The 23570-nt window shown below is 68.6% G+C and carries 26 protein-coding genes and 2 pseudogenes; 16 read left to right on the top strand and 12 right to left on the bottom strand.

Translation table 11 applies throughout. The features are described 5' to 3' along the window. Window positions 1–60 precede the first annotated feature (60 nt). Window positions 61–1197: a flavin-containing monooxygenase gene (locus ACWGKJ_RS22790; protein WP_385017931.1), complete on the bottom strand. Its 1137-nt coding sequence runs from the start codon at window positions 1195–1197 to the stop codon at window positions 61–63. A gap of 190 nt (window positions 1198–1387) precedes the next feature. Between ACWGKJ_RS22790 and ACWGKJ_RS22795 the strand changes: the two genes are divergently transcribed. The 4 genes from ACWGKJ_RS22795 to ACWGKJ_RS22810 all read left to right on the top strand — a co-directional run bounded on the left by ACWGKJ_RS22795 (window position 1388) and on the right by ACWGKJ_RS22810 (window position 3910). Further along, on the top strand, window positions 1388–1849 hold the full coding sequence (locus ACWGKJ_RS22795) for a Zn-ribbon domain-containing OB-fold protein (RefSeq protein ID WP_385017933.1): 462 nt from the start codon (window positions 1388–1390) through the stop codon (window positions 1847–1849). A 266-nt stretch (window positions 1850–2115) separates the two neighbouring features. After that, complete coding sequence (locus tag ACWGKJ_RS22800; RefSeq protein WP_385017935.1) at window positions 2116–2922, top strand: SDR family oxidoreductase; 807 nt, start codon at window positions 2116–2118, stop codon at window positions 2920–2922. Window positions 2923–3026: 104 nt separating this feature from the next. Then, window positions 3027–3536 carry an MmyB family transcriptional regulator gene (locus tag ACWGKJ_RS22805; RefSeq protein WP_385017937.1) on the top strand — a complete coding sequence of 170 codons (510 nt, stop codon included), beginning with the start codon at window positions 3027–3029 and terminating at the stop codon, window positions 3534–3536. Window positions 3537–3733: 197 nt separating this feature from the next. Next, a complete protein-coding gene (locus ACWGKJ_RS22810; protein WP_385017939.1) occupies window positions 3734–3910 on the top strand; it encodes a hypothetical protein in 177 nt (58 codons plus the stop codon). A gap of 158 nt (window positions 3911–4068) precedes the next feature. Here ACWGKJ_RS22810 and ACWGKJ_RS22815 read toward each other — a convergent pair whose 3' ends face one another. From ACWGKJ_RS22815 to ACWGKJ_RS22840, 6 genes are all read right to left on the bottom strand, one after another. Continuing rightward, window positions 4069–4806, bottom strand: coding sequence for a class I SAM-dependent methyltransferase (locus ACWGKJ_RS22815; protein WP_385017941.1), 738 nt, complete (start codon window positions 4804–4806; stop codon window positions 4069–4071). A gap of 62 nt (window positions 4807–4868) precedes the next feature. Beyond that, complete coding sequence (locus tag ACWGKJ_RS22820; RefSeq protein ID WP_385017943.1) at window positions 4869–6263, bottom strand: hypothetical protein; 1395 nt, start codon at window positions 6261–6263, stop codon at window positions 4869–4871. Window positions 6264–6265: 2 nt separating this feature from the next. Next, on the bottom strand, window positions 6266–7030 hold the full coding sequence (locus ACWGKJ_RS22825) for a hypothetical protein (protein WP_385017945.1): 765 nt from the start codon (window positions 7028–7030) through the stop codon (window positions 6266–6268). 39 nt (window positions 7031–7069) lie between these two features. Beyond that, a complete protein-coding gene (locus ACWGKJ_RS22830; protein WP_385017947.1) occupies window positions 7070–7645 on the bottom strand; it encodes a hypothetical protein in 576 nt (191 codons plus the stop codon). Between the two features lie 156 nt (window positions 7646–7801). Further along, window positions 7802–8101 (bottom strand): hypothetical protein, encoded by a 300-nt coding sequence (locus tag ACWGKJ_RS22835; RefSeq protein WP_453315802.1) that lies wholly within the window; start codon window positions 8099–8101, stop codon window positions 7802–7804. Between the two features lie 80 nt (window positions 8102–8181). Then, the gene (locus tag ACWGKJ_RS22840) at window positions 8182–8691 is read right to left on the bottom strand and encodes a nucleoside-diphosphate kinase (RefSeq protein ID WP_385017951.1); all 510 of its coding nucleotides are present in this window, start codon (window positions 8689–8691) and stop codon (window positions 8182–8184) included. Window positions 8692–9098: 407 nt separating this feature from the next. Here ACWGKJ_RS22840 and ACWGKJ_RS22845 point away from each other — a divergent pair, with 407 nt between their 5' ends. The 4 genes from ACWGKJ_RS22845 (at window position 9099) to lepB (ending at window position 11925) form a co-directional block, all read left to right on the top strand. Beyond that, window positions 9099–9758 carry an NUDIX hydrolase gene (locus ACWGKJ_RS22845; protein WP_385017954.1) on the top strand — a complete coding sequence of 220 codons (660 nt, stop codon included), beginning with the start codon at window positions 9099–9101 and terminating at the stop codon, window positions 9756–9758. Then, complete coding sequence (locus ACWGKJ_RS22850; RefSeq protein WP_385017956.1) at window positions 9755–10168, top strand: NUDIX hydrolase; 414 nt, start codon at window positions 9755–9757, stop codon at window positions 10166–10168. Before ACWGKJ_RS22845 ends, ACWGKJ_RS22850 begins: the two co-directional genes overlap by 4 nt. Window positions 10169–10381: 213 nt before the next feature. Next, window positions 10382–11113, top strand: coding sequence for a GNAT family N-acetyltransferase (locus tag ACWGKJ_RS22855; protein WP_385017958.1), 732 nt, complete (start codon window positions 10382–10384; stop codon window positions 11111–11113). Between the two features lie 80 nt (window positions 11114–11193). After that, window positions 11194–11925: a signal peptidase I gene (gene lepB / locus ACWGKJ_RS22860; protein ID WP_385017960.1), complete on the top strand. Its 732-nt coding sequence runs from the start codon at window positions 11194–11196 to the stop codon at window positions 11923–11925. On the opposite strand, the gene ACWGKJ_RS22865 is transcribed toward lepB, so the two are convergent. Together ACWGKJ_RS22865 and ACWGKJ_RS22870 are read right to left on the bottom strand one after the other, a co-directional pair. After that, window positions 11823–12569 (bottom strand): pyridoxine/pyridoxamine 5'-phosphate oxidase, encoded by a 747-nt coding sequence (locus tag ACWGKJ_RS22865; protein WP_385017962.1) that lies wholly within the window; start codon window positions 12567–12569, stop codon window positions 11823–11825. The genes lepB and ACWGKJ_RS22865 overlap by 103 nt on opposite strands. Window positions 12570–12656: 87 nt before the next feature. After that, window positions 12657–13175, bottom strand: coding sequence for a hypothetical protein (locus ACWGKJ_RS22870; RefSeq protein ID WP_385017964.1), 519 nt, complete (start codon window positions 13173–13175; stop codon window positions 12657–12659). Between the two features lie 205 nt (window positions 13176–13380). On the opposite strand from ACWGKJ_RS22870, the gene ACWGKJ_RS22875 reads away from it, so the two are divergent. Further along, window positions 13381–15789 carry an LPXTG cell wall anchor domain-containing protein gene (locus tag ACWGKJ_RS22875; protein ID WP_385017966.1) on the top strand — a complete coding sequence of 803 codons (2409 nt, stop codon included), beginning with the start codon at window positions 13381–13383 and terminating at the stop codon, window positions 15787–15789. Window positions 15790–15854: 65 nt separating this feature from the next. Here ACWGKJ_RS22875 and ACWGKJ_RS22880 read toward each other — a convergent pair whose 3' ends face one another. Then, a complete protein-coding gene (locus ACWGKJ_RS22880; RefSeq protein ID WP_385017968.1) occupies window positions 15855–16262 on the bottom strand; it encodes a hypothetical protein in 408 nt (135 codons plus the stop codon). 84 nt (window positions 16263–16346) lie between these two features. Between ACWGKJ_RS22880 and ACWGKJ_RS22885 the strand changes: the two genes are divergently transcribed. Together ACWGKJ_RS22885 and ACWGKJ_RS22890 are read left to right on the top strand one after the other, a co-directional pair. Continuing rightward, on the top strand, window positions 16347–17189 hold the full coding sequence (locus tag ACWGKJ_RS22885) for a helix-turn-helix domain-containing protein (RefSeq protein WP_385017970.1): 843 nt from the start codon (window positions 16347–16349) through the stop codon (window positions 17187–17189). Beyond that, a complete protein-coding gene (locus ACWGKJ_RS22890; protein WP_385017972.1) occupies window positions 17186–17425 on the top strand; it encodes a DUF397 domain-containing protein in 240 nt (79 codons plus the stop codon). Before ACWGKJ_RS22885 ends, ACWGKJ_RS22890 begins: the two co-directional genes overlap by 4 nt. A 142-nt stretch (window positions 17426–17567) precedes the next feature. On the opposite strand, the gene ACWGKJ_RS22895 is transcribed toward ACWGKJ_RS22890, so the two are convergent. After that, entirely contained in the window at window positions 17568–18236 is a 669-nt protein-coding gene (locus ACWGKJ_RS22895; protein ID WP_385017974.1) for an SGNH/GDSL hydrolase family protein, read from the bottom strand. 1100 nt (window positions 18237–19336) lie between these two features. On the opposite strand from ACWGKJ_RS22895, the pseudogene ACWGKJ_RS22900 reads away from it, so the two are divergent. Both ACWGKJ_RS22900 and ACWGKJ_RS22905 read left to right on the top strand, forming a co-directional pair. Next, a pseudogene (locus tag ACWGKJ_RS22900) lies at window positions 19337–19717 on the top strand (CRISPR-associated endonuclease Cas3''); the annotation flags it as partial. Continuing rightward, window positions 19716–19853: pseudogene (locus tag ACWGKJ_RS22905) on the top strand (type I-E CRISPR-associated endonuclease Cas1e); the annotation flags it as partial. The pseudogenes ACWGKJ_RS22900 and ACWGKJ_RS22905, both read left to right, overlap by 2 nt. Here ACWGKJ_RS22905 and ACWGKJ_RS22910 read toward each other — a convergent pair. Beyond that, complete coding sequence (locus tag ACWGKJ_RS22910; RefSeq protein ID WP_385018136.1) at window positions 19830–20021, bottom strand: hypothetical protein; 192 nt, start codon at window positions 20019–20021, stop codon at window positions 19830–19832. The pseudogene ACWGKJ_RS22905 and the gene ACWGKJ_RS22910 overlap by 24 nt on opposite strands. 394 nt (window positions 20022–20415) lie before the next feature. On the opposite strand from ACWGKJ_RS22910, the gene ACWGKJ_RS22915 reads away from it, so the two are divergent. From ACWGKJ_RS22915 to ACWGKJ_RS22925, 3 genes are read left to right on the top strand one after another with little or no spacing between them, the layout of a single operon-like run. Continuing rightward, window positions 20416–21708 carry an ABC transporter substrate-binding protein gene (locus tag ACWGKJ_RS22915; RefSeq protein WP_385017976.1) on the top strand — a complete coding sequence of 431 codons (1293 nt, stop codon included), beginning with the start codon at window positions 20416–20418 and terminating at the stop codon, window positions 21706–21708. After that, window positions 21708–22700: a carbohydrate ABC transporter permease gene (locus tag ACWGKJ_RS22920; RefSeq protein ID WP_385017978.1), complete on the top strand. Its 993-nt coding sequence runs from the start codon at window positions 21708–21710 to the stop codon at window positions 22698–22700. The genes ACWGKJ_RS22915 and ACWGKJ_RS22920 overlap by 1 nt, the downstream gene beginning before the upstream one ends. Next, window positions 22693–23562, top strand: a complete 870-nt coding sequence (locus ACWGKJ_RS22925) for a carbohydrate ABC transporter permease (protein ID WP_385017980.1) — start codon at window positions 22693–22695, stop codon at window positions 23560–23562. The genes ACWGKJ_RS22920 and ACWGKJ_RS22925 overlap by 8 nt, the downstream gene beginning before the upstream one ends. Window positions 23563–23570 lie beyond the last annotated feature (8 nt).

Consider the following 23570-nt stretch of genomic DNA (forward strand, 5'->3'; position numbering starts at 1 on the left):
GCTACCGGGCGCCGGTCGCGCTCCGGCCCACTGCCGGGCGATGGCATACCGGGCGATGGCTCACCGGGCGATGGCCGAGGCGATCTTCCGTGCGTCGATCGCCAGCTCGCGGAACATGCCGCTGATGGGGTTGGTGAACCCGGTGAAGAACAGGCCGGGCGCCTGTGCCGGGGTGCGCCCGCCGTGCACCACGGGCCTGCCCCGCCCGTCCAGTACGCCCAGGTGTCCGACCAGCGGCTCCAGCGACCGCCGGTAGCCCGTCGCGGCGATCACCGCGTCCGGTGCTATCCGGGCGCCGTCGGCCAGTACGACCTTGCCGTCGTCGAAGGAGTCGACGGCCGCGACCGGTTCGACCCGGCCCGTCCGTACCGCGTCGATCAGCCCCACGTCCTGGACCGGGATCGCACCCTCGCGCACCCGTGAGTACAGACCCGTGTCGGGACGCGGCAGCCCCATTCCGGTCAGGTCCGGCACGGCGATCCGGCACATCAGCCCGCCCGCCCGGTCCACCAGCCAGGTCGGCAGCCTGCGGACCAGGATGCCGGTGCGCTGGGCGGGCCAGCCGGCCGTGGAGCGCCGGACGATGTGCGGGACCGTACGGACGGCGAGCCGCACCCGCCCGGCGCCGCCCTCGACCAGGTCGACGGCGATCTCGGCGCCGGTGTTGCCCACCCCGACGACGAGTACGTCCCGGCCCGCGTACGGCGTGGCGTCGCGGTAGTCGCCCGCGTGCACCAGCTTCCCGTGGAAGGTCCCGGTGCCGGGCCAGTCGGGCAGCCTGGGCGTGTGGTTGAACCCGGTGGCGACGACGACCGCGCTCGCGGCCAGCTCCCGCCCGCCGGTGGCGTGCAGCAGCCAGCCGGACTCGCCGTCGCGGTCGATCCGGGTGACCTCGACCCCGGTGACGATCTCCAGGCTGTGGTACTCGGCGTACTTCTCCAGGTACCGCACGACGTTGTCCCGCGACACCCAGCGCCCGAAGCGGCGCGGCATCGGCAGCCCCGGGAGCGCGGAGAGCCGCCGGGTGGTATGCAGATGCAGACGGTTGTAGTGGCGCCGCCAGGAGGCGCCGACATCGCCGGACTTCTCCAGGACGACGGCCCGTACGCCCCGCCCGCGCAGCGCGGCGGCAGCGGCCAGTCCGCCCGGCCCGGCACCTATGACGTAGACGGGCCGGTCGTCCTTCGTGTCGTCCATGGAACTGAGCGTAATGACTTGTCCGCTTGATAGGTCTCGGTCAAAAGCAGAAGCGATTGCGAATTGATCACGTGTGCACATGTGTACGCCTCTCTGTGCGTGGTGGCTTCCGTCCACTTACCTGACGTACCGTCAGTTACGTATCGGACGGCGCGAGTCGACGTCACCGACCACACGAGGGGATCCCCGCATGACGAAGCCTGCATCTGCCCCTGCTCCTGCCCTTGCCCCCGCCACCACGCGGTTCGACCTCCCCGAACCCGACGCCTTCACCGCCCCCTACTGGGCAGCGGCCGCCGAGGGCCGACTGCTCATCAGGCGATGCGGCGACTGCGGCAGGCCGCACCACTACCCGCGCGAGTTCTGCCCGCACTGCTGGAGCGACGACGTCACCTGGGAACAGGCGAGCGGCCGGGCCACGCTCTACACCTGGTCGGTGGTGCACCGGAACGACCTGCCGCCCTTCGGCGAGCGCGTCCCGTACGTCGCCGCCGTGGTGGACCTGGCGGAGGGCCCGCGCCTGATGACGGAGATCGTCGACTGCCCGGAGGGGGATCTCCGCATCGGGATGGAGCTGGACGTCACGTTCCGCGAACTGACACCGGGCGTCAGCGTGCCGGTGTTCCGGGCCGGGGGTGGTGGAGAGCGGTGAGACGGGCTGGGGGCGGTGCACAACGGTGAGACGGGTGGCCTCCTCGTCCGGGAAGGGCGGGCGGGGGGCTCTCGCAGTACCTGTATCACCAGGGACTCCCAGGCGCCCTGAACTCTGTCAACCTGGCCGAGTCGAAAGCGCCGACAACATTCCATGGGCATGCACTGCGGCTTTCCCCCATCAGCTCAATTCGATTGCCCCCCGAATGCGTGTCCGTGTCGGCGGATTCTTCCCCCCTTCTTCCACGGCAGAAAAGACGGATATCCATGGCGCACAGCCAATTCACCCCACATGCAGAACTTTTCGATCTGAGGGGGAAGCGCGCCCTGGTCACCGGCGGAACCAAGGGAATCGGGATGATGATTGCGCGCGGCCTTCTCCAGGCGGGCGCCCGCGTCGTCATCAGCTCACGCCATGCGGACACGTGCGCGGAGGCACAGCGTCTGCTGTCCGCATTCGGCGATGTTCGGGCAATCCCCGCCGACCTGTCCAGGCACGACGAGTGCCGGCGCCTCGCTGACCTTGTCACGGCCGACTCGGAACGCCTCGATATCCTTGTCAACAACGCGGGAGCGATGTGGCGCGAGCCGCTGGAGACATTCCCGGACGAGGCATGGGACACCGTGATCGACCTCAACCTCAAGTCGCCGTTCTGGCTGGTGCAGGCGCTGCTCCCCGCACTACGCAAGGCGGGCACCGCCGAAGATCCCGCGCGGATCATCAACATCGGCAGTATCGCCGCCATCCACGTCGCCCAGTCGCCCAACTACTCGTACGCCAGCAGCAAAGCGGCACTTCATCAGCTCACCCGCGTACTTGCCAGAGAGCTGGGCCCGCAGCACATCACGGTGAACGCGGTGGCGCCGGGAGTGTTCCCGTCGCGGATGATGGCGGCCACGCTCGATGCCATCGGCGACACGATCGCGGCGGCGACCCCCCTGCGCAGGGTCGGCCGGGACGACGACATGGCGGGTGTCGCCGTGTTTCTCGCCGGCCGGGCCGGGTCCTACCTCACGGGCACAGTGATCCCGGTGGACGGCGGCATCGCGACGACCGCGACGGGCACCCCTTGAGGCTGCGGGACGGGCTTACGGTCAGGGGATGGCCACGATGGACCCACGCACCGAGATCCGGGAGTTCCTCAGCGGCCGGAGATTTCTTCGTCGACTACGACCACGTGGCCGTTGGCGTCGCCACGAAGCTACGTATGGAAGCCGGCCGCAATCCGCACGACGAGAAGCTGATCGCCCTGGTCGGCGAATTGTCGACGCGAAGTGAGCTGTTCCGGCAGCGCTGGGCATCCCAGGACGTGCGGCTGCACCGCTCCGGCCGCAAGCGTCTGCGCCACCCGATCGTGGGCCGACTCGACCTGGACGTCGAGTCCCTGGAACTGCCCGCCGAACCCGGCCTGCACCTCCACGTCCACACCGCACCGCGGGCACACCGACCGCCGACAACGTGGCGCTCCTGGCGTCGTGGGCGGCCACCCAGCAGACACTTGCGACCGAGAGCGAAGCACACGACGGATAGGGCAACCCCTTCAGCCGTACGGGGGCACGCATGGGCCACGTACTGTCGCGCCGGAAGCACGGATGGCAACAGGGCTTCTTCGAAAACAGCGTCCTTGGAAAGAGCGTTCACGAAAGGGGGAGCGCGCCCCCTCTCCCCGCATCCGGAGGACTCCTGAGGGCGAAGGTGATGCGACCTGAGCGGCCCGGATCGCCTGCAGAGCATCGAAGGGCCGGACAGCGAGGCAGGTGAAGTGCGGCAGGGCAGAGCCGGCGCGGACGCGGCCGCCCGCGCCGGCGTCACGCACTTCGTCTGCGCTCCGTCGGCGGCGCCGAGAACCCGGGTCGAGTAGGGCACTTCGCGAGCAAAGGCGAAGTGGAACGGCACATCGCGGCGCTCGGCTTGCGCGCGACGATCCTGCGCCCCACGTTCTTCATCAGCAACTTCGAACACATCGGTCCGCAGTGGCAGGACGGCGAGCTGGTGCTCACGCTGGCCATGTGGGTGCGCCACCACTGGACAACGCCGACGGAACCGGCCGTCTCCGGCTGACGCGTAGGTCGCGGCGTCCCGTGTGAAGGACCGCCGGATCCTTCGGGACGATCCGTACGAGTCCACGGTATGTGCGCCGGGCCTGGAGGCGGTCGTGGCGGACGATACGGGGCTGCGTCCGGGACCGGGAGTCCCGGACCCGAAGGCCGCTGCAGGGGCTACTTCGTGGCGGCGACGTAGACGCTGCCCCAGCGGCGCTTCGGGTTGGCCATCGTGGGGTCGAATTCCCAGGTCCCGACTTCGGTGAAACCGGCCTCGGTGAACAGGTGGACGAGTTTCTCGTGGTCGTAGGCCCACAGGTGCGGGGTGTACGTGGGGTCGTCGTCCTGGTCGCGGAAGACGAGGTTGACAAGGTCGAGCCGGGTGTTGATATCGCTGCGACAGTCGCGCTTGGCGTACCAGCGTTCGATCGTCTCGTCGGTGGCGTCCAGGGGGCCGGGGTACTGGTTGAGGGCGAAGGCGGCGTCGGGGACGCCCGTGATGATCCGGCCGCCCGGCATGAGGACGCGGTGGGCCTCGCGGATGTAGAGCTTGGCGGAGCGGGGGTAGTCGATGTGCTCCAGGAAGTGTTCGGAGAAGATCTCGGCGGTGCTGTCGTCCTGGAGAGGGATGCCCTCGCGGACGTCCCACAGAAGGTCGGCCGGCGGGACGAGGTCAACGTTGAAGAAGCCGTCGATGCGGTGGGCTCCTCCGCCGATCTGGACCTTGGCGGGCTTGTCGTCGATGTGACCGTTGGGGCAGGCACGGCGGCTGGCGTGGTGGTAGCGGTGAAGTTCGATCTCCTTGGCGGCGGCCCGGAGGGCGCGGGCGAGGCCCTGGGGGGTGGCGGGGTCGGCGAGGACGGAGGCGATCTGCCCGCCGAGGCAGTCGACGGAGGGCGTGCCGGAGGGACTCATCACGGATCTCCTGCGTGTGAGGTTGCTCAGGATGGGGTGTGTGCCGCGGATAGTGGCGGTGGTCAGGCTGCGCTGGGCGCGGGGGCCGTCCACTGGTTGTTTCGCATGAGGGTGTACTTGATGTCCACCAGGCGTGGGGCGATGGTCAGCGCGAGCTCATCAGCCGGGTGGAGGTGGCCGGCGTCGTCCTGCTCGGCACGCCAGACGCGGTATTCGAGGTTGGGGTAGGCCGGGTTGATGCCGATCTCTCCCTTGGGCATCGTGCCGTTGAACGGAACGACGATGTCCATGTGGTTCCAGTAGTTCCAGGCCTGCAGCGCCTTGTGCTGGTCGAAGTAGAAGTAGAAGTCGGGGTAGCGGCCGAAGGTGCGCAGCTCCCTGTGGATGAGGTGGCCGAGGAGCGGTCCGAGCTGCGTGGCGAGGGAGTCGAACTCCCAGCGCGTGTGGTGCCAGGCTTCAGGAGCCTCGCCGGCGGCGAAGAGGCGGGCGGCGACGAGGTAGCTGACCCGCGCGACCAGGTACGCGTTCGCGTGGTCGGTGTCGATAGTCGGGTCGACTCGGTGGATGAGCGCGGCCAGCTGTTTCGGACGGGGCCGGAACCGCGCCAGGTCGAACTTTCCGGTCATCGCGGGAAAGGAGGCGAACAGCATCTCCTTGTACAGCCAGTTGTTCAGCTCGCCAAGCTCGGCCAGGCGCCGGGTGTGCCGGGAGGCCGAGTGGAGCATCAGGTACTCGGCTACTGCTTCGAAGTACAGGTAGCCGAGTATCGGTAGGCGGGGGATCGTCTCGTCGAGCAGCTTGAGGAACGCCTCGGCGTCGACTTGGGTGCCCTGGCAGACGACGGCGGAAGCGGTGGCGAGGAACGTGGCCGAGTTCTTGACCCGGCTGACGACGGTTTCGCGCAGCTGGTGCCGTTCGTTCTTGCTCAGCAGGTATTCGAGGTGGCTGTAGATCTGTAGGTGGATGAGGCCCAGTCGTAGGTAGTCCACTCCGGCGAGGCCGCGATACGCCTGCGGCGGGGTGTTGATTTCGAAGATCAGCGGAGTGGGGACGCGATCGGTGACGCCGAGCTTGGCCAGGAAGGTCGGCGCTTCCTTGGTCAGGACGTAGGAACCGAGGTTGTGCATGCGGAACCCTCGGTCGGTAGCGGTGAGCGGCGCGCAGTAGATGCTGCCGACGAGGCAGCCGCCCGACGGGTAGAGCACTCCCTGTCGGCTGATCTCCTCCAAGGCGTGGGTGACATGTAGCAGGTGCAGCTTGCCGTTCCCGCTCAGGGCGTCGAAGAGGGCGTTGCGCCGCATCAGCTGCCCGTTCGGGGTCTCCTCGACAAGACGTCTGTCCCAGCCCGCGGTCTGGGCGGCGAGTGGGTCGGTGTGGTCGGACGGGCTCGGGATGAGAGCGGAGCCGAAGAAGGCATGCGCGTCGGCCCACAGGTGGTAGGCGTCGCGGAAGTCCATGGTCAGATCAGACCCTTCTCGGCGAGCGCGTAGCGAACGGCTGCGGTACCGCCGGCCCCGGCGAGGTAAGCCCGCTCCGAGACCAGGACCAAGTCGAACGCAAGGCCACGCAGTTGGCTGAAGGCAGATTCGCGCACGTACCGGGCGTCCGGCCACCACTTCAGCTTCGGCAGGCGGTAGCGGTCCAGGGCATCGGCGGCCTTGACCACGTCGGTGATGCGCTCGGCGCGGGCATGGTCCGACTTGTCGTCTGCGGTGAACGCTTCGTACGGGGTGTCGTGCAGTCGGACGGCCGTGACCGCCTGCACGATCCGCCGGGGTGTGGCAGCGTGGCCGAAGTGGCCCCAAGTTATGTCGGCGTTGGCGGCGAGCCAGATGGCAGCGCGAGCGCCGTGTCCTTGGTCATCCAGATCGTGGCGCCGCTGGCAGTCATGTACGGCGGCGGCCAGGATTGCCGTGGCGGTGTCGGTGTCGTCAAGGCCATTCGTCTCGGCGAGGACGGCGGCGAGGGCCGCCGTCCTCATGGCGTGCCGGACTCCATGGAGCGACGTGTACAGGCGGGGTTCCGCCCACCACCGGGTGGGCAATCCGCCGAGTGCGAGCATCTCCTTCGACTGCGGGCGCAAGGCCGGCTGCGGTGCCAGTGGGAGGTCGGGCCTGTGATTGCTGATCCACGCGACGGTGGCGTGGTCCATGTGCTGGTGGAGCGGGAGCTGCTTTCGGGCAGCCAGGTCGATCAGACTTGCGGTCAACGGGGTCGTGCTCACTCGTGCCCACCCCCTTGGTGGTCTCCGCGGTGATGTTCACTACCGGATCGGCGCGGCCTGCTGCTCGCGCTCCTTCTCGGCCGCCTCGAAGGCGGCGGTGAAGTCGGCCAGCTCCTGCTCCGTCATCAGGGTCACGCCGAGTGCCGTGGCGACGTCCGTGATCCTGGCCTCGGCCTCGGCGCGGGCGGCGCCCGAGGCGCCGTCCTCCAGCAGCACCTCGAACTCGGCGTGGTAGCCCCACGCCTCACTCCACTTGACCGCGATCTCGACGTCGCCGAAGCGGAAGTTGTGACGGAAGTTGAACGCCTCGTGCATGGCCGTCTCGAACCCGATGGCGTTGAACACCTTCACCGCGGAGGGGACGTCGGCGGGGGCGATGGCGAACTCGGTCTCCGCGAAGGCCACACCCTGCCCGATCTTGCTCCCCTTGAGGGTGATCTTGGCGGTGCCGGCGGCGGTGTTGTCGGTTACCTTCAGGAGCTGGTGGGGCAGCACGTAGAAGTAGATGTGCTTGTCGTCGGGACCCAGGTCCTCGCCGTCCTCCTCCAGGCGGGTGACGAGCTGGTCGTGGAACTCCTTGGTGAAGCGGGCTCGCATCTCGATCTCAACGGCCACGGGGTCGCTGCCTCCTCGTTTCAGGCATGGCGAAGCCAGCCGGACCGTGCGGTGCGGGGATGTCCGGTCGGGTGATCGCTATGGGGTTGGTGGTAGAACGAGGGGGATGCGGCCGATGCAGTAACCGGCCGCATCCCCCCGGTGGATCGGCGGGTGTCAGTCGAGGGCGCCGAAGCGCTCCTCGACGACTCCCGTGTGCAGGTAGGTCGGCAGCTGAACGCCTCCCACCGACGTACGGCTGGTGGCGACCTGCTCCTCCGTCTCGCTGGGGACACCCTCCAACAGACGAAGGCACTGCTGCACCCATTCACGCGACGCGGTCCAGTCGCCCAGGTCGCGGTGGCGCAGGGCCAGGGCGTACGCGGTCTCGGTGGCGGCCCACCGGTCGGTCGCCAGCTCACGCTGGAAGATCGACTCCAGCTCGTCGGTGGAGGCCATGCGGGTCTGGTTGGTCATGGTGCCCTCTCGGTTCAAACAGTCGTGCCCCAGTGGTAATCAACGCCCCGGCGCCACCGCGGTGACGCCGTGACCCGCTGTTAGTACGTGTAGATCTCGGCCAGCGTCTTGTAGTCCTGAAGTTCGTCCTTGTCGAACCACAGCTCCACCTCCTGCTTCGCCTCCTCCGCGTTGCCAGAGGCGTGCACGAGGTTCGCGACTGCCTTGCCCGAGGCGACGCTGGCCGCCGAGCTGTAATGGGAGAGGTCTCCCCGCACCGTGCCGGCCGGAGCCTGGTTCGGGTACGTGCTACCGACGATCTTGCGGACCGTGGCGATGGCGTCGAAGCCCTCCAGCACCAAAGCGATGACCGGCCCCTGCTGCATGAACGTCGAGGTGACGTTGTAGACCTCTGCCCCAAGCCGCTCCTCCAGGTCGAAGTAGTGCTTGCGGGTGAACTCCTCGTCCATCCACTTCATCTTCGTGCCGACGATCTTCAGTGCGGCGTCCTCGAACCGCGAGATGACCCTTCCTGCCAGGCCGCGCGCCAGCGCATCGGGCTTGAGCAGGACGAGCGTGCGCTCGACAGTGTGTGCCTGAACCTCGGCCATTGACTCCCTTTCGCCTTCCCATATAACCAACGTGACGTGCTATCAGCCGTCGATTGTTGAGGTTACCGGCGTTGACGGGGTGGGTCAGACGTGCGGGCAAGGCCCCAGATAGGCGGTCATCTGTCAGGGAGCGGAGACCAGTTCGCCTAACGTCCTGGTCTGGCCAACTTGCCTTTCGTTGCTATCCGCTGAGCATGGGCACCTAGAATCCCCCTGTGGTTGTCCGGCGCTCTCGCGGTTCTCGTACGCCTCCCAGGAGCTGAGCTTTTGGCGGTGGTTCCTCGGCTCCCGGTGACTTCGATTCTTCCGGGCCTCTCTGCGCGAGGCCATGCAGTGCCGGTGCAGTGGGAGTGCAGTTCCGGCAGACGGGGTTCCTGCACTGAGGCAGCGATGAGGGGGCAGTCCTCGTGGACGTGGTCGAGCGCTGGAGTGGCCGGTACGCGTGCCTGCTGCAGTCCGCCCTGCGACTCGGCAACGAACAGTTCGCCGCTCACCTGGGCATCGCCGTCAGGACAGTAGCGAGCTGGCATGCCGAGGCGTCTGTCATCCCTCGCCGGGAGATGCAACAACTCCTCGACACGGCGCACGAGCATGCTCCGGCCGCTGCTCAGCAGCGCTTCGCGCTCTTGCTGGCGAAGGAGCAGGCGCCAGCAGACACGATCCCGCCCCGCGCGCAGGCACTGCGCGTGGCCATCGGGGTGGTCGTCCGCGACAGCGACGTCCTTCTGGTCTGCCGACGGGACAGCGACACTGCGGGCATCACCTGGCAGTTCCCGGCAGGGGTCATCAAGCCAGGAGGCAAGGCAGAGACCACCACGGTGCGCGAGACGTTGGACGAGACTGGGGTCCACTGCGCGGTACGGAAGCACCTCGGGAACCGCCTGCACCCCGCGACCGGCGTGCTGTGCGAATACTTCCTCTGTGAGTACCTGGCCGGCGAAGCCACCAACAGCGATATGGCCGAGAACATCGACGTGATGTGGGTCCCGAGAAACGCCGTGCCCCGCTTCATCTCCGTCGATACGATCTTTCCACCCGTCCTGGCCGTCCTGGAGGAGCAGACATGACGCAGCAGAACACAGATGAACGGCCGGGTATCGCCGCCGCCATCGTCGTTCATGAGGGCCGTGTGCTCATGGTCCGCCGCCGGGTGAGCGAGGGACAGCTCTCCTGGCAGTTCCCGGCCGGAGAGGTCGAGCCCGGCGAGGCCCGTGAGGACGCCGCCGTACGAGAGACGCAGGAGGAGACCGGGCTGACCGTGGCGGCGGTGAAGCTGCTCGGCGAGCGGGTCCACCCGAAGACGGGCCGGCTGATGTCGTACACCGCGTGCGCCGTGCTGAGCGGTACGGCCCACGTCGCGGACACCGAGGAACTCGCCGAACTGGCCTGGGTCGCCCACGGCGACATCCCTGCATACGTGCCGTACGGGCTCTTCGAGCCTGTGCAGGACTATCTGGACGCGGCCCTTCCCTGCTGATCGGCTCAAGGCCCGAGCCCGTGACGATGTTCCCCGGCCGCCGCGCTCCGCACGCAGACGTGCGTTCTCCTTCTTCAGGCGCTTGACCGTTCCTCCGGGACCGGCCCGGGTGGCGCTGCTTCGAAGGCCCGTCGGGCGGGGGCGGGCGTTCTCCCGCCCCCGCGCCCCCTCCCCCCGGAAACCCCTCCCGCCCCCCGCGTGTTGAATAGCCGCATGACCGACATACAGACGCAGCCGGAGGTGCACGGCCTCGGCCTGGAACTCCGGGCCTGGGAGGACGCGGATGCCGAGGCGCTGCTGCGTGGCGTCACCGACCCCGAGTACCTGCGCTGGAACACCCCGCTGCTCCCCGTCACCGATCTGGCCGGTGCCCGCGCCGCGATCCGGAACCGTGCTGCCGGGTGGCAGCGCGGGGAGCTGGCGCAGTACGCCGTCGTCGAGGGCGGCGTGGTCGTCGGCGGGGTCGGGCTGTCAGGGATCGACCGGCACATGTGCCGGGCCTCGGTCGGTTACTGGGTCGCGCCGGGGCTGCGCGGCCGGGGCATCGCCCGCCGCGCGCTTGAGCTGTGCACCCGCTGGGCCTTCGAGCAGCACGGGATTCACCGCATCGAACTCGGCCACGCCGTCGAGCACACCGCATCCTGCCGGGTCGCGGAGCGCTGCGGTTACGCGTACGAGGGCACCCGGCGCGACGGGATGCACCAGGCCCAGCGGCCCGGCACCTACCGCGACGCGCATCTGCACGCCCGGCTCGCGACGGATCCGTACCCCGACCCCGACCCCGACCCCCGCCCCGGCCCAGACCCCCGCCCCGGCCCGGTCCCAGCCCCCGACCCGAACCCGGACCCCCACTCCGGCTCAGCCCCCACCCCCACCCCCGGCCCCGGCCCCGGCCCCGGCCCCCGCCCCGGCCCGGACCGGGACCCCCACCCGGGGCGGGAGTGACCGGGCGGCCGCACCCCGTGTCCGTCCGGTAACGATCCCGGAGGTCCGTACGCAGGAACAGATGACGAAGGAGGTCCGGTATGCGCGCTGGGCGTGGACTGACGGTCACTGGGTGGGTATTGGGTGGTCTGGGCATGGTGCTCCTGGCCGTCGCCGCCTTCTGGGGATTCCGTGGGTACGAGTCGGTCAGCGTGACCAGTGACTCGATGGTTCCGGCGTACGCCAAGGGCGACCGGGTGGCCATCGAGAAGAACGACGGCGGCGGGCTGCACCACGGCGACGTGGTCCTCTACCGCACCCCGGACCGCTACGACGGCGCCGACGTCCTCCAGCGCGTCATCGCGCTCGGCGGCGACCATCTCGTCTTCGACGGCAAGCAGCTGGTCCTCAACGGCTCCCCGCTGGACGAGCCGTACCTCAACGACGGTGACGAGGGCGCGTCCGATGCGTACGACGTCCTCGTGCCGCACGGCCGGATGTTCACCCTCGGCGACAACCGCGCCGACGCGGAGGACTCCCGGCAGTTCCTGGCCGACGCGTCGGGCACCCTCCCGGTGCGGGCGGTCCGGGGCCGGATCATCGCCAACCCGGCGATGACGCTGCTGCTCACCCTGAGCCTCCTCGCCGGCACGCTGCTCGCGCTGGCCGGCGCCGGGTTCGGGCTCGCGGGCCGGGTGGTGCGCCGGCGCAGGCTGGCCGCGGTGACGCCCTACGGCCAGAGCAGCTCGCGCACCCAGTCCGACCGGCTCTCGTCCCGGCTCGTCTCACGGCTCTCCTCGGGCGATGCGGAGCGCCCCTCCGTACGCCGGTAGCGCAGCCGGACATGGCGGCGCCGCGCGTCGCCCTGGAAGAACTCCACCTCGGCCGGGTCCAGGACATACCGGGTCCAGCTCGGTACCGGCGCCTCCGGTTCCGCCCGGGCCCGTTCCCAGGCGGTGGCCGACGCGCGCTCCAGCTCGTCGAGCGACCCCAGTACGCCACTCATCCGCCCGGTGAGCGCAGCGGCCAGCGCCCCGGTCGAGCGGCCGTGCAGATCGGCCTGGCTCTCCGCCGCCGGGGCCGCCGTCACCCGACCGCGCACCCGGACCTGCCGGGCCTGCGCGGGCCAGTAGAAGCCGAGCGCGGCCTCCGGACAGGCGGCCAGCTGGCGGCCCTTGGCGCTCCCCGAGTGCGAGGCGAAGTGCCAGCCGCGGGCGTCCGCGCCGTGCAGCATCAGGGTCCGTACGTCGGGACGGCCGTCCGCGTCGACGGTGGCCAGGGTCATGACGTGCGGCTCGGGCTGACCGGCCGCCGCGGCGGAGCGCAGCCACTCCCGGAAGAGCGGCAGGGGCGCGGCGGGCGCGGTGTCCGGGTCGAACTCCGGCAGCTCCGGCAGGTCCCAGACCCGCAGCGTGTGCAGGAAGTCCGTGAAGGCGGCGTCCTCGGCGGCGGAGGAGGTGGGGTTCATGAACGCCATTGTGGGCCCGGCTGGGTGCCCCTCCGGCCACCCCGCGCCCCCGCTCTCACGTCTGCCTCCCCGCCCTCACGTCTCCCCGGTCTCGCCTCACGCCTCCCCGGCCAGCCACCCCCGGAAGTCCTCGAACCAGCCGACCACTTCACGCAAGTGGCTGTCCGGCGTCGTGAAGAGCGCCCGGATCCGGGCGGCCGGGTCCACCACCGGCGTCGGGTCGCCCTCCTCTTCCTCCTCGCGGGCCAGCAGCTCCTGCTCCGCCTCGCTCAGCTCCGTACGGGCGACCGTCACCAGCGGGTACCCGCCCGCGACCGGCGGCCGGTCCGGCTCGTCCGGGTCGCAGCGCCACCGCGCCCCGCAGTGCCGCACCTGGACCTCGCCGAGATACCAGGACGCCACCTGGAGCAGCTCCGATTCGCGGGCCGCGTCCGCCTCCTGCCAGGTGGTGAAGCGGGCGCGTACGAGCGCTTCGAGCCGGTCCAGGGAGCCGGGCGTGAAGTCCCAGCCGCCGCCGTGCCCGGCCGACCACGCGGGGAAGGCCCCCTCCTGAGCGGCCAGCCACGCGCGGAGCCGGGGGTTGTCGGCCCATTCGGGAGTGTCGATCGCATCCATGCGGACAGAGCCTACGAGCGTCCGGCCCGCCCCTTGTAACGATCCTGTGTGCAAAGGGAGTTGACCGATGGCACGCCCGGGAAACTGTGCGACTCCTGTGCGCCGCGAGGGCTACTGTCGGCCCTTCGGCGGCGCCATACATGTCAACGGGGGCCCTTGGCGCCGCGCGCACATCCATGTCCGGGCTCCCGTCGGAGAACCCACAGTGAACCGACTCATACCCGCGCACCACCGCCCACGTACCGACACCGACACCAAACCCAGGCGCCACCGCTCCCTCGCACGCACCACGCTCGCCCTGGCCACCGCCGGTGTCCTCGCGGTCGTCGGACTGCCCCAGCTGTCCGGCACCGCCTACGCCGACAAGGGCAAGCGCTGCGACGAGAAGTACGGGATCGACGGCAGCGAGAACCCGGTCCAGCCGTGGGACCAGAACATCCACGTCCGCGACAAGCGGTACTGGGACTCGTACGACTTCGACGCCCCGCGCCAGGCCATGGACGGCCTCACGCTGAAGGGCTCACCCGAGGAGCAGCGGCAGTTCCTCGAAGGGCTCAAGCCCTACAAACAGTACGGGCAGAACACCCCGGACCGGGTCTTCGCGCAGTACCGCGACTACATGGTGAAGAAGTCCTGGAAGGACACCCGCTACGGCAGCTTCGAGAAGTGGCTGTCCGACGCGTGGATCCTGCCGAACAACAACAACAAACGCGGGTCGTCCTTCGAGCAGAAGGCCGTCAAGGACCTCGGGCTGCTCGGCCCGGACTGGCTGTGCAACGAGGAGATCGAGGTCAAGGACAAGAACGGCAAGACCATCATGGTGAAGGACCCCAAGACCGGCCGGACGAAGCCGATGGTCCGCAAGTTCGACGCCGTGAACTACAAGCAGGACAAGTACGTCGAGTTCAAGGCGGGACCCGGCCGGGACACCGGCCAGGACGCGGCCAACAAGGCGTTCCTGGAGGACCCCCGGCGCCGCAACGCCCGCGTCACCTATGTCAACGGCGAGTCGAAGGACTCCGCCACGTCGAGGTACCTCCAACGGCTGGGCAACCAGGCCGGGATGGACGACCGCGGTCGCCCCCGGGTCACCGCCTACGAGCACCGCTCCGAGAGCCTCCCGCAGTACAAGGCCGTCAAGGGCGTGACCAGGAGCGACCCGAACTTCGCCGCGGGCGGCAGCAACCGGGCCGCCGGCGGCGCCTCCCGTACGGTCGACCAGTCCCCGGCGACTCCGAAGGACATGGCCGACCAGCTCAGGCGCGTCAGCGCCAGTGGCCCCCGGGGCACCGGCGTACGCGGCCCCGGCGGAGTCGACTTCTCCACGCTCGACCTCGCCTACGTCGGCAAGCCGGGCACGTCCGGCAAGGGCCTGCCGTACGCGTTCTCCGCCGACAAGGTCCAGGACGAGTCGTCCCGGTACGGCTGGGGCGGCAAGGCCAAGGCGCAGCTCATCTCGGACAGCTTCTTCGCCTGGCTGGCGCTGACCCCGGACAAGTTCTGGGTCAACCTCAACCCGGACCAGCCCGACAAGATCATGGACCCGACATTCGGCAGGACCGACGCCGGGCGGGTGCTGCTCCAGGCCGACCTCCAGATGAAGCACGACTACGCGAAGGACCTGGACCCGCGCCAGGGCCTCGGCAAGAAGTACTGGGCCGCCATGCGGGCCGCCGGCCTCCAGTGCGGCACCGGGCTCCGCAACTGGATCGTGCCCCAGCAGGCCAAGGTCCGCGCCGACGACAACGGCCTCTACATCCTCGACACCCCGCTGAAGGTCAACACGCTGGAGATCAACTTCAGGACCCCGAGCCCGAACGGTGACTGCCACCTGACGAAGGAGCAGCAGAAGACCGCCGCCGACCTGGCCCGGCAGACCATCACCCCGGACATCGAGAAGAAGGTCAACACCGCACCGGAGTACGCCGATCTGCGCCGCGTCTACAGTGCGCGGGTGGCCGCCGAGTACGTACGCCAGCAGGACGCGAAGAACACGAAGACGCCCTCGGAGTACCACGCGATCATCAACAGCAATGACGTGAAGCGCTGGCCGCTGCGCAGCCCCAACGCCTCGTGGACGCCGAAGAAGACGTACGACGACTACGTGACGTCCTTCACCAAGGGCGACTACAGCTACCCGTGCGAGTTCGCCGGGCAGCAGAAGACCTGCGTCATGGGCGGCGTCGACTTCTCCAAGGCGCCCAGGAAGAACGTCAGCCCGGTGCAGTTCAAGACCGAGCACCGCTATCTGCCCAGGTCCGCCAAGATCAGCGCGCAGGCCCTCTCGGACAGCGCCGAGAACGACCGTCTGCTTCTGCTCGGCGGCGACGGCCTGACCCGCACCGGAGGTGGGGGCGGCAGCACGCCCACCCCCACACCCACCCACTCGGGCCCGCCCACCGGTGAGCCCAGCAGCCCGGCCTCGCACGCGCCGGTCCCGCCGTCCGCCCCGCCGAACGGACACCAGAACCCGTCCGCCCCGGCAGGCAGGGGCGACAGCGGCGGCCTGGCCGACACCGGGACCCAGGTCCTCGCCATCGCCGGGATCGCCGTACTGCTCCTGGCCGCAGGCGGCGCACTGGTCTGGTGGCGCAGGCGCCACACCAACGGCTGACCGCCGCACCGCCACAGCGCCCCGTCCGGGATCGTCTCCGGGCGGGGCGCGTCCGCGTGTGCCCGCTATTCCGGCTCCCGGCACAGCTGAGCGGTGACCACCGCGTGCAGCAGTTCCGGATCCACGAACTTCCCCTCCACGGGCGGATCGCACCGCCAGTGCAGCGGATACGTGTTGCCGTGTGCGGCGGGGATCCCGACGTACTGGTCGCGCGCGGCGGGCCCGAAGCAGGTGGCCCCCGGCGGCCAGTCGAAGTCGTACGAGGACCCGGGCGGAATCAGGAAGTACGTCCACCGGCCCCCGCAGACTTCCCGTACGACGGGCCCCGGCGCCCCGTCCGTGAGCGTGGCGAGATGGTGCAGTACGGCCTCACCGCGCACCCCTCGGAGCCGGATGGCGTCGAAGTGGATTCCGGTGAGCCGGAGTTGGTGGCCCGAAGCCGGTACCCAATCGGGGAGATTTTCACTGGTCATGCCTCCAAGCATCGGCACGAATGCGTAGCGTGACCAGAGGAACTCGGTGCACATCGGGACGATGTGGAAAGGCAGGGTGATCTTGTGGCAACCAGCAAGTCGAGTGACGCGAAAACGACCACGGCGGAGCCGTCCCCGGCACGCAAGCACGTGGGGGACCTGATCAAGAACTTCCGCTCGCGGGCGGGGCTGACGAGGCAGGACGTGGGGGACCGGCTGCTCATCTCGGAGTCGCTGGCGGGCGCGTACGAACGGGGCGAGCGCATCCCGACGTCGAGCTTCCTCCAGGACGCCGACGCGGTGCTGGACGCGCGGGGCGCGCTGCGGTCGTGCATCGCGCTGATGGACGACGAGAAGTACCCGCGTACGTTCGTGGGGTGGGTACGGCTGGAGAAGATCGCGTCCAGCATCAGTGCGTACGAGAACATGTTTTTTCCGGGTCTGCTCCAGACCGAGGAGTACATCCAGGCGCTGTACGAGGAACGCGTTCCGCAGTTCTCCGAGGCCGAGATCCAGAAGCATGTGGAAGCCCGACTGGAACGGCAGGCGGTGCTGAGCCGGGACCCGTTGCCGATCGTCGCGTACGTCATTGAGGAGTCGGTACTCCAGCGGCCCATCGGCGGGAAGACGGTGCTGCGCAACCAGTTGCTGCACGTACTGGAGTGCATGCAGACGATGAACCACCTAATGGTGCAGGTGATGCCCACGGGGCGGACTGCGCACGCGGGCCTGACCGGTCCGTTTCAATTGGCGAGTACTCCGGACGGCCGCAATTGGGGGTACGACGAGGGTCAGGTCGGAGGTACGTTGATCTCCAAGCCGCAGCAGGTCAACCAACTTATCGACCGCTTCGGAAAGTTGCGGGCCCAGTCGCTCACGCCGTGGGAGTCCGCAGAACTGATCGAGAGGATGGCGGATCAGCTATGAGCGCCGAACTGGCCTGGTTCAAGAGCAGCTACAGCAACAACGAGGGCGGGGCGTGCATCGAGGTCGCCTGTGACTGGCGCAAGTCGAGCTACAGCGGCAACGAGGGCGGCAACTGCGTAGAGGTCGCAGCCCACCCCCGTGCCGTGCACCTCCGTGACTCCAAGGTCCCGGACGGCCCGACCTTCACGGTCGCCCCGGCCTCCTGGACGGCGTTCCTGGAGCAGTTGCCGGTCTGACCCTCGTCACAAGCGCACGTTGTGGGGCGCCGCCACTCCGGCGGCGCCCTTCGGCGTACCCGGGGTCACATGATTAGGCACCCGGGTTGGGCCGGCGAAGCTCCTCGCGGTCGCCGGGGGCGCGGGTGATCGCGAGGCCCGGTCATGCGACCAGGCGCAGCCAGGCCGCCGCGAGTGCGGCGTGACCGGCCGGCGTCGGGTGTACGCCGTCCGCGGCCCAGTGCTCCGGCCCGGTCGTCGCGGCGAGTTCGGCGAACATACCGTCGGCCTTGAGCAGATGCGCGCCGTACTTGCGGGCGAGCTTGCGCACGACCTGGATCTTCGGGTCCAGGTCGGTGCGCCATTCCTTCCGTTCTTCATCTCCGATGAATGCGTGTCCGGCCCCGGCCTCGACGACGCCGTGGATCGGCAGGAGGAACGGTTCGATGAGGATCAGGTCCGTACCTGTCTCGGCGAGGGGCGCGAGCAGACGGTCATAACCCGCTTCGAACTCCTCCACGGTGATCACGTACCCCTTCGGGTCCAGCGTGTGCCAGCCCATGTCGTTGACCCCGACAAGGATCGACACCACGTCCGGGCGCGCGTCGAGTACGTCGGTCTGCCAGCGGGCTTCGAGGTCCATCACCTTGTGGCCGCCAACCCCGGTGTTCAGCCAGGTCACGGGGCGGTCCGGGTGCCGGAATCCCCATTCGCCCGCGATGCGCAGCGGGTAGCCGAACCCGAGACCGTCTTCGCTGTCCAGCCGTTGGCAGTCGGTGATCGAATCGCCGGTGAACATCACGGTGCTTCCCGGTCGGAGAGTGATCGTCATGTGCGCTCCTTGGACTCGGATGAGGAGAGGAAGGCGGGAACCCACAGCCGTATGGGCACCCGCCAGGTCATCTCGAAAGGTGCCAGCCCCCACCGACATGGGGCCGACAGCCGCCCGACATGCCGCCGACACCACGGCTCCGCTGCCCGATCGCCCCTGGTCAAACCGCCGATCAGCCAGGAGGAGGCTTTACAGGTCTCAACTCCGGCCCTCTCCAACGCGCCGAGGTCTTCGGCATGGATGACGAGAAGACCGCGGCCCGGTACGCGAACTCCGCCCGCGCTTCTCTTGGAGTGGTCCGTCGAATCCGCCACGGCTGAGTCCCCGCGAACCGCGGGGGTCTGTTGTGAAACGGGCGACCTCGCGTAATCGACTGACGCCTATTCCTGGGTCGTTGAGGCGCTGGTATCACCGTGTGTGGTCGCGGGTGGATAGTGGCGCGCCAGGTTCCTCCCGCCTCGGCGGCGAGCTGGGTGGCGGTGTAGTCGCAGAACAGCCGTCCCATCAGGCCCTGGAGAACCGTCCACCTGCTGATCAACGGCTTTCCGGCGCTGCCTGACCAATGCGGCACACGGTGACGCGAGTTCGCATCAGTTGCGATATGCGCCGGGGGCCATCCCCGCGGGGCGCGGGAACAGGGGCGGGGCAACGCCTTTCCGGCGACGTACTCGGGGCCATCCCCGCGGGCGCGGGGAGCAGGAACGCGCCGGGTACATCGAGCGCCTGGAGGCGGGAACATCCCCGCGGACGCGGGGAGCAGACTGTCTGACGTGCGACGTTATCTTCGCGAGGTGCTGTTCTTGAGCAGTTTCAAGAATTCCGGCATAGCGCACATTGCGACCATTTGCGGTTAATCCGTGGTGTGGGGGTCGTTCGGGGCTGGTTGATACAGCCTTCGTGGGCGAGATCCGGTGTCGGTTCTGCTGGGTCGATTTCTGCATAAGGCCGTATTGACGTGTGATTTACCTGCTATCCAGCTCTCATGACGGCTGAGGCGGAGTCCGGGGTGGGGGCTTGGGAGTCGGCTCACGGGACCGGTGCGTTCGGTGTGGGCTAAGCATGATCAGGATGCGAAAGGGTGGCTGCCGCTGTGGCGGCACATGGCAGACAGCGGTGCGGGGGCTGGGTTGTTGTGGGACCGCTGGGTTCCTGCGAATGTGCGGCGGCTGGTGGCGGAGGCTCTACCGGGCGGGTTGGCGGATGCCCGCCGGTTGATGGTGTGGCTGGCCGCGGTTCATGACATCGGGAAGGCGACGTCGGCGTTTGCGTGCCAGGTGGACCAGCTTGCTGATCGTATGCGGGACTAGGGCCTGGAGATGCGGACTCATCGGCAGTTCGGGCCAGATCGTCGGATGTCTCCTCATGGCCTGGCTGGACAGGTGCTGCTGGGGGACTGGCTGAAGGAGCGGCACGGCTGGGCTGTCAGGCAGTCGGGGCAGTTCGCGGTGGTACCGGGTGGCCATCATGGAGTGGCGCCCGATCGCAGCCGAAGATGAGCAGGACGTCGGCCCGCGCACCCGCCGCCAGCTGCGCGACCGTATCCATTCGACCGGACTCCTCGACCGCTGCGTGAACGACATCAAAAATCTGCTGTTACCCGACAATCCCGGCGCAGGAGGCGAGTTCGACCCGGGTGGAGACCTTCTCGGAGAAGATCCGCTTGCGGACCGGTTCGAGCGCATCCGGCTGAGACTGGAGTTCCTGCTGCCCGGTCTGCCCGGCGCCGTACGTGGCCTGGAGGCGGGCGAGCGGGCCGCGCGCGTCGGCCGCGGAGAAGGCGGTCACGTCAGCCGCGCCCGTGCCGCCGACGGCGATGTCCCCTTCGAGGCGCCCTTCGTTCCTGCTCGACCCCCAAAATTACCTGCGAGAACATTCAGGACTTTTCGGTCACCCGGTGGAGTCTCCTACCCATTCCGGAGGGTAGTCAATCCCGTTGCGTGGTAGCCGTGTTGTGGCATCGGAGGGGGTCGGGTGAAGGGGTGCCAGGGGCGTTCTGGAGGGGTTTCCGATGGCCTCGAATGCGTAAAGATGCTTGGAAGAGCCATTGACCCATCAACTTTGAGCAAATAGCGTCCGACCATCCGGTTGTGGGGCGACGTCCCCCACGAGACGACCTCCGTCGGCTTCATGGCCTCTCCCGCGTGGTGAGACGGAAGCTCCACCCCCAGGAAGGTTCCGCGTGCGTAGACGTTCCCTCCTCACCGCGGCCGCCGCCACGCTAGCGGCGGCCCCGCTCGCGGCCGGCTGTAGCTCCTCGTCCTCGTCGGCCTCCTCGGGCGGCGGCTCCCGGCGCGGCCGTCTCACCTACGGCGTCTGGGACATTTACCAGATGCCCGCCATGCAACGGGCCGCGCGCGAGTTCGAGCGCACCCGTCCGGGCGTGAAGATCGACGTCCAGCTGACACCGAACGGGACGTACTGGACCAAACTGCGCACCGCGTGCACCGGTGGCTCCGCTCCCGACGTCTTCTGGATGAACGGGCCGAACTTCGGCCTCTACGCCGATGCCGGGCAGCTGCTCCCGCTGGAGACCAGCGGCTCCGACGCCGTACTGCACCCGTCCGACTTCCCGTCCGACCTGGTCTCGCTCTACCGCTGGAAGGGCACCCAGTACGGCGCCCCGAAGGACTTCGACACGGTCGCGCTCTGGTTCAACAAGGAGATCTTCGACCGGGCCAAGGTCGACTATCCGGACTCCTCCTGGACCTGGCAGGACCTGATCAACAACGCCCAGCGGCTCACCGACCGCAAGCGCGGGATCTACGGCGTCGGGGCCCCGGCGCGCGCGCAGGAGAACTACTACAACTCGATCCCGCAGGCCGGCGGCTGGGTCCTCTCCAAGGACAAGACGCGCTCCGGGTACTCCGACGAGCACACCCGCGAGGGCCTCCAGTTCTGGATCGACCTGATCCACCGCTACAAGGCCGCGCCCTCGCTCCAGCAGATGACCGACACGGACCCCACCCAGATGTTCCAGTCCGGGACGCTGGCCATGACGTACGAGGCGTCGTACAACGCGGCGACCTTCTACGCCGACCCCGAGCTGCGCGCCAAGATCGATGTCGCGCCGATGCCCAGGGGGCGCCACCGCGCCACCGTTCTGCACGGTCTGGCCAACGTCGTCTATGCCCGTACGCCCCACCCCGAGCTGGCCAAGGAGTTCGTCCAGTTCCTCAGCACCGAGCGGGCGTCGCTGCTCCAGGGCAAGTACGGCACGGCCATCCCGGCCCGTAACGGCACCGCGAAGCCATGGGCCGCCGGGATGCCCAAGTTCGACCTCCAGGTGCATCTGGACGCGCTCGACTACTCGGTGCCGTACCCCAGCTCCGCCAATACCGCCGCCTGGTCGCACAAGGAACAGATGTGGCTCTCCAGGGCGTGGAGCGGGGACGAGAGCCTCAAGGGCGCCACCAGCTCGCTGACCAGCGCGATGAACCAGCTGCTCGCACAGGAGAGAAAGGGCAGGTCCTGATGAGCCTCGATGTGCGTGCGAAAACCGCCGTACCGGCGCAGAGCACCGGCCAGGGCCACGGCTTGGACCAGCGGGAACTGCGCCGCCGCGAGCGCCGCTTCCAGCACCGGGACAAGTGGTGGGGTTACGCGCTGATCGCCCCGGCCGGTCTTGGCCTCGCGGTCTTCTACCTGTGGCCCGTGGTGCAGACGGTGTACTACAGCTTCACCGAGTGGGGCGCCTTCGGCGGGACCAGCTGGATCGGGATCTCCAACTACCGGACGCTGGTGCACGACCCCGAGTTCTGGCAGTCCCTGGGCAACACCGGCATCTACACCGGTCTGGTGCTCCTCGGCATCCCGCTGTCGATGGTGCTCGCGGTGCTGCTCAACCTGAAGGGGCTGACCGGTACCGGTATCTACCGCACCTTCTACTTCCTGCCGGTGGTCACGATGCCCGCCGCGGTCGCGGTGGTCTGGCGCTGGCTCTACAACGGCGACTCCGGCATCCTCAACCACGCGCTCTCCACGGTCGGGATCCACGGCACCTACTGGGTGTCGGACCCGCACACCATCCGTATCGCGGTGGCTGTCGTCGGGGTGTGGATGACCGTCGGCTACAACATGATCCTGCTGCTCGCCGGACTCCAGTCCATCCCGGGCGACTACTACGAGGCGGCGTCGCTCGACGGCGCGGGGCGGATCCGGCAGTTCTTCTCGGTCACGCTGCCGCTGCTGAGCCCGACGCTGTTCTTCACCACCGTGCTGTCGATCATCCAGTCCTTGCAGGTCTTCGACCTGGTGTATCTGATCCTCGGCGCCAACACGACGGGCGCGCTGCAGAACCCGGCCTACAGCGAGGGCCAGACGGTCGTGATGCTCTTCTTCCAGAAGGCGTTCTTCGACAACCAGCGCGGCTACGGCGCGGCGATCGTCTGTGTGCTGTTCGTCCTGATCATGGCGCTGACCGCCATCCAGTTCCGGTTGCAGAAGAGGTGGGTCCACTATGCGTGAGGCGACGCGGAGCACCGGGCGCTCCGAGCGTGCCCGGAACCGAAGCCGTCAGGGCAGGCTCTGGCCCGCCCACGTCCTGCTCGCGCTGGGCGCAGTGGTCACCGTCTTCCCGCTGCTGTGGGAGGTGCTGACCTCCTTCAAGAGCTTCGGCGAGTCCGTACAGGTACCGCCGACGATCCTGCCCTCGCACTGGGACTGGTCGAACTACTCGAAGGTCTTCGACGCGGTCCCGCTCGGGCGGCAGTTCGTGAACACCGCCGTGATGGCGCTGCTGCGGACCGGGGCGCAGCTGCTGCTGTGCTCGATGGCCGCGTACGCCTTCGCCCGCATCCGCTTCCCCGGACGCGGGGCGATCTTCCTCGGGTTCCTGGCGGTGCTGATGGTGCCGGGGCAGCTCTTCCTGCTGCCGCAGTACCAGATCATGCAGGACCTCGGCTGGCTGGACTCCATGCAGGCGCTGGTCGTCCCCGGCATGTTCTCCGCCTTCGGCACCTTCCTGCTGCGGCAGTTCTTCATGGGCCTGCCCGAGGAACTGGAGGAGGCCGCGAAGCTGGACGGCGCCAACCCCTTCACGGTCTTCTGGCGAGTGGCCCTGCCGCTGGCCAAGCCGGGCCTGCTGGCGCTGGGCGTGCTCACCTTCCTGTGGTCCTGGAACGACCTGATGTGGCCCCTGATCGTCAACACGGACCCGGCCAAGATGCCCCTGTCGGCCGGCCTGGCCACCCTCCAGGGCGCGCACCTGACCGAGTACCCGGTCCTGATGGCGGGGTCCCTGCTGGCCACGCTGCCGGTGATCGTGGTCTTCGTGGCGATGCAGCGGCAGTTCATCCAGGGGATCGCGTTCTCGGGGATGAAGGGGTGAGCTGATTC

It is taken from the genome of Streptomyces sp. NPDC054757 (genome assembly GCF_053612185.1).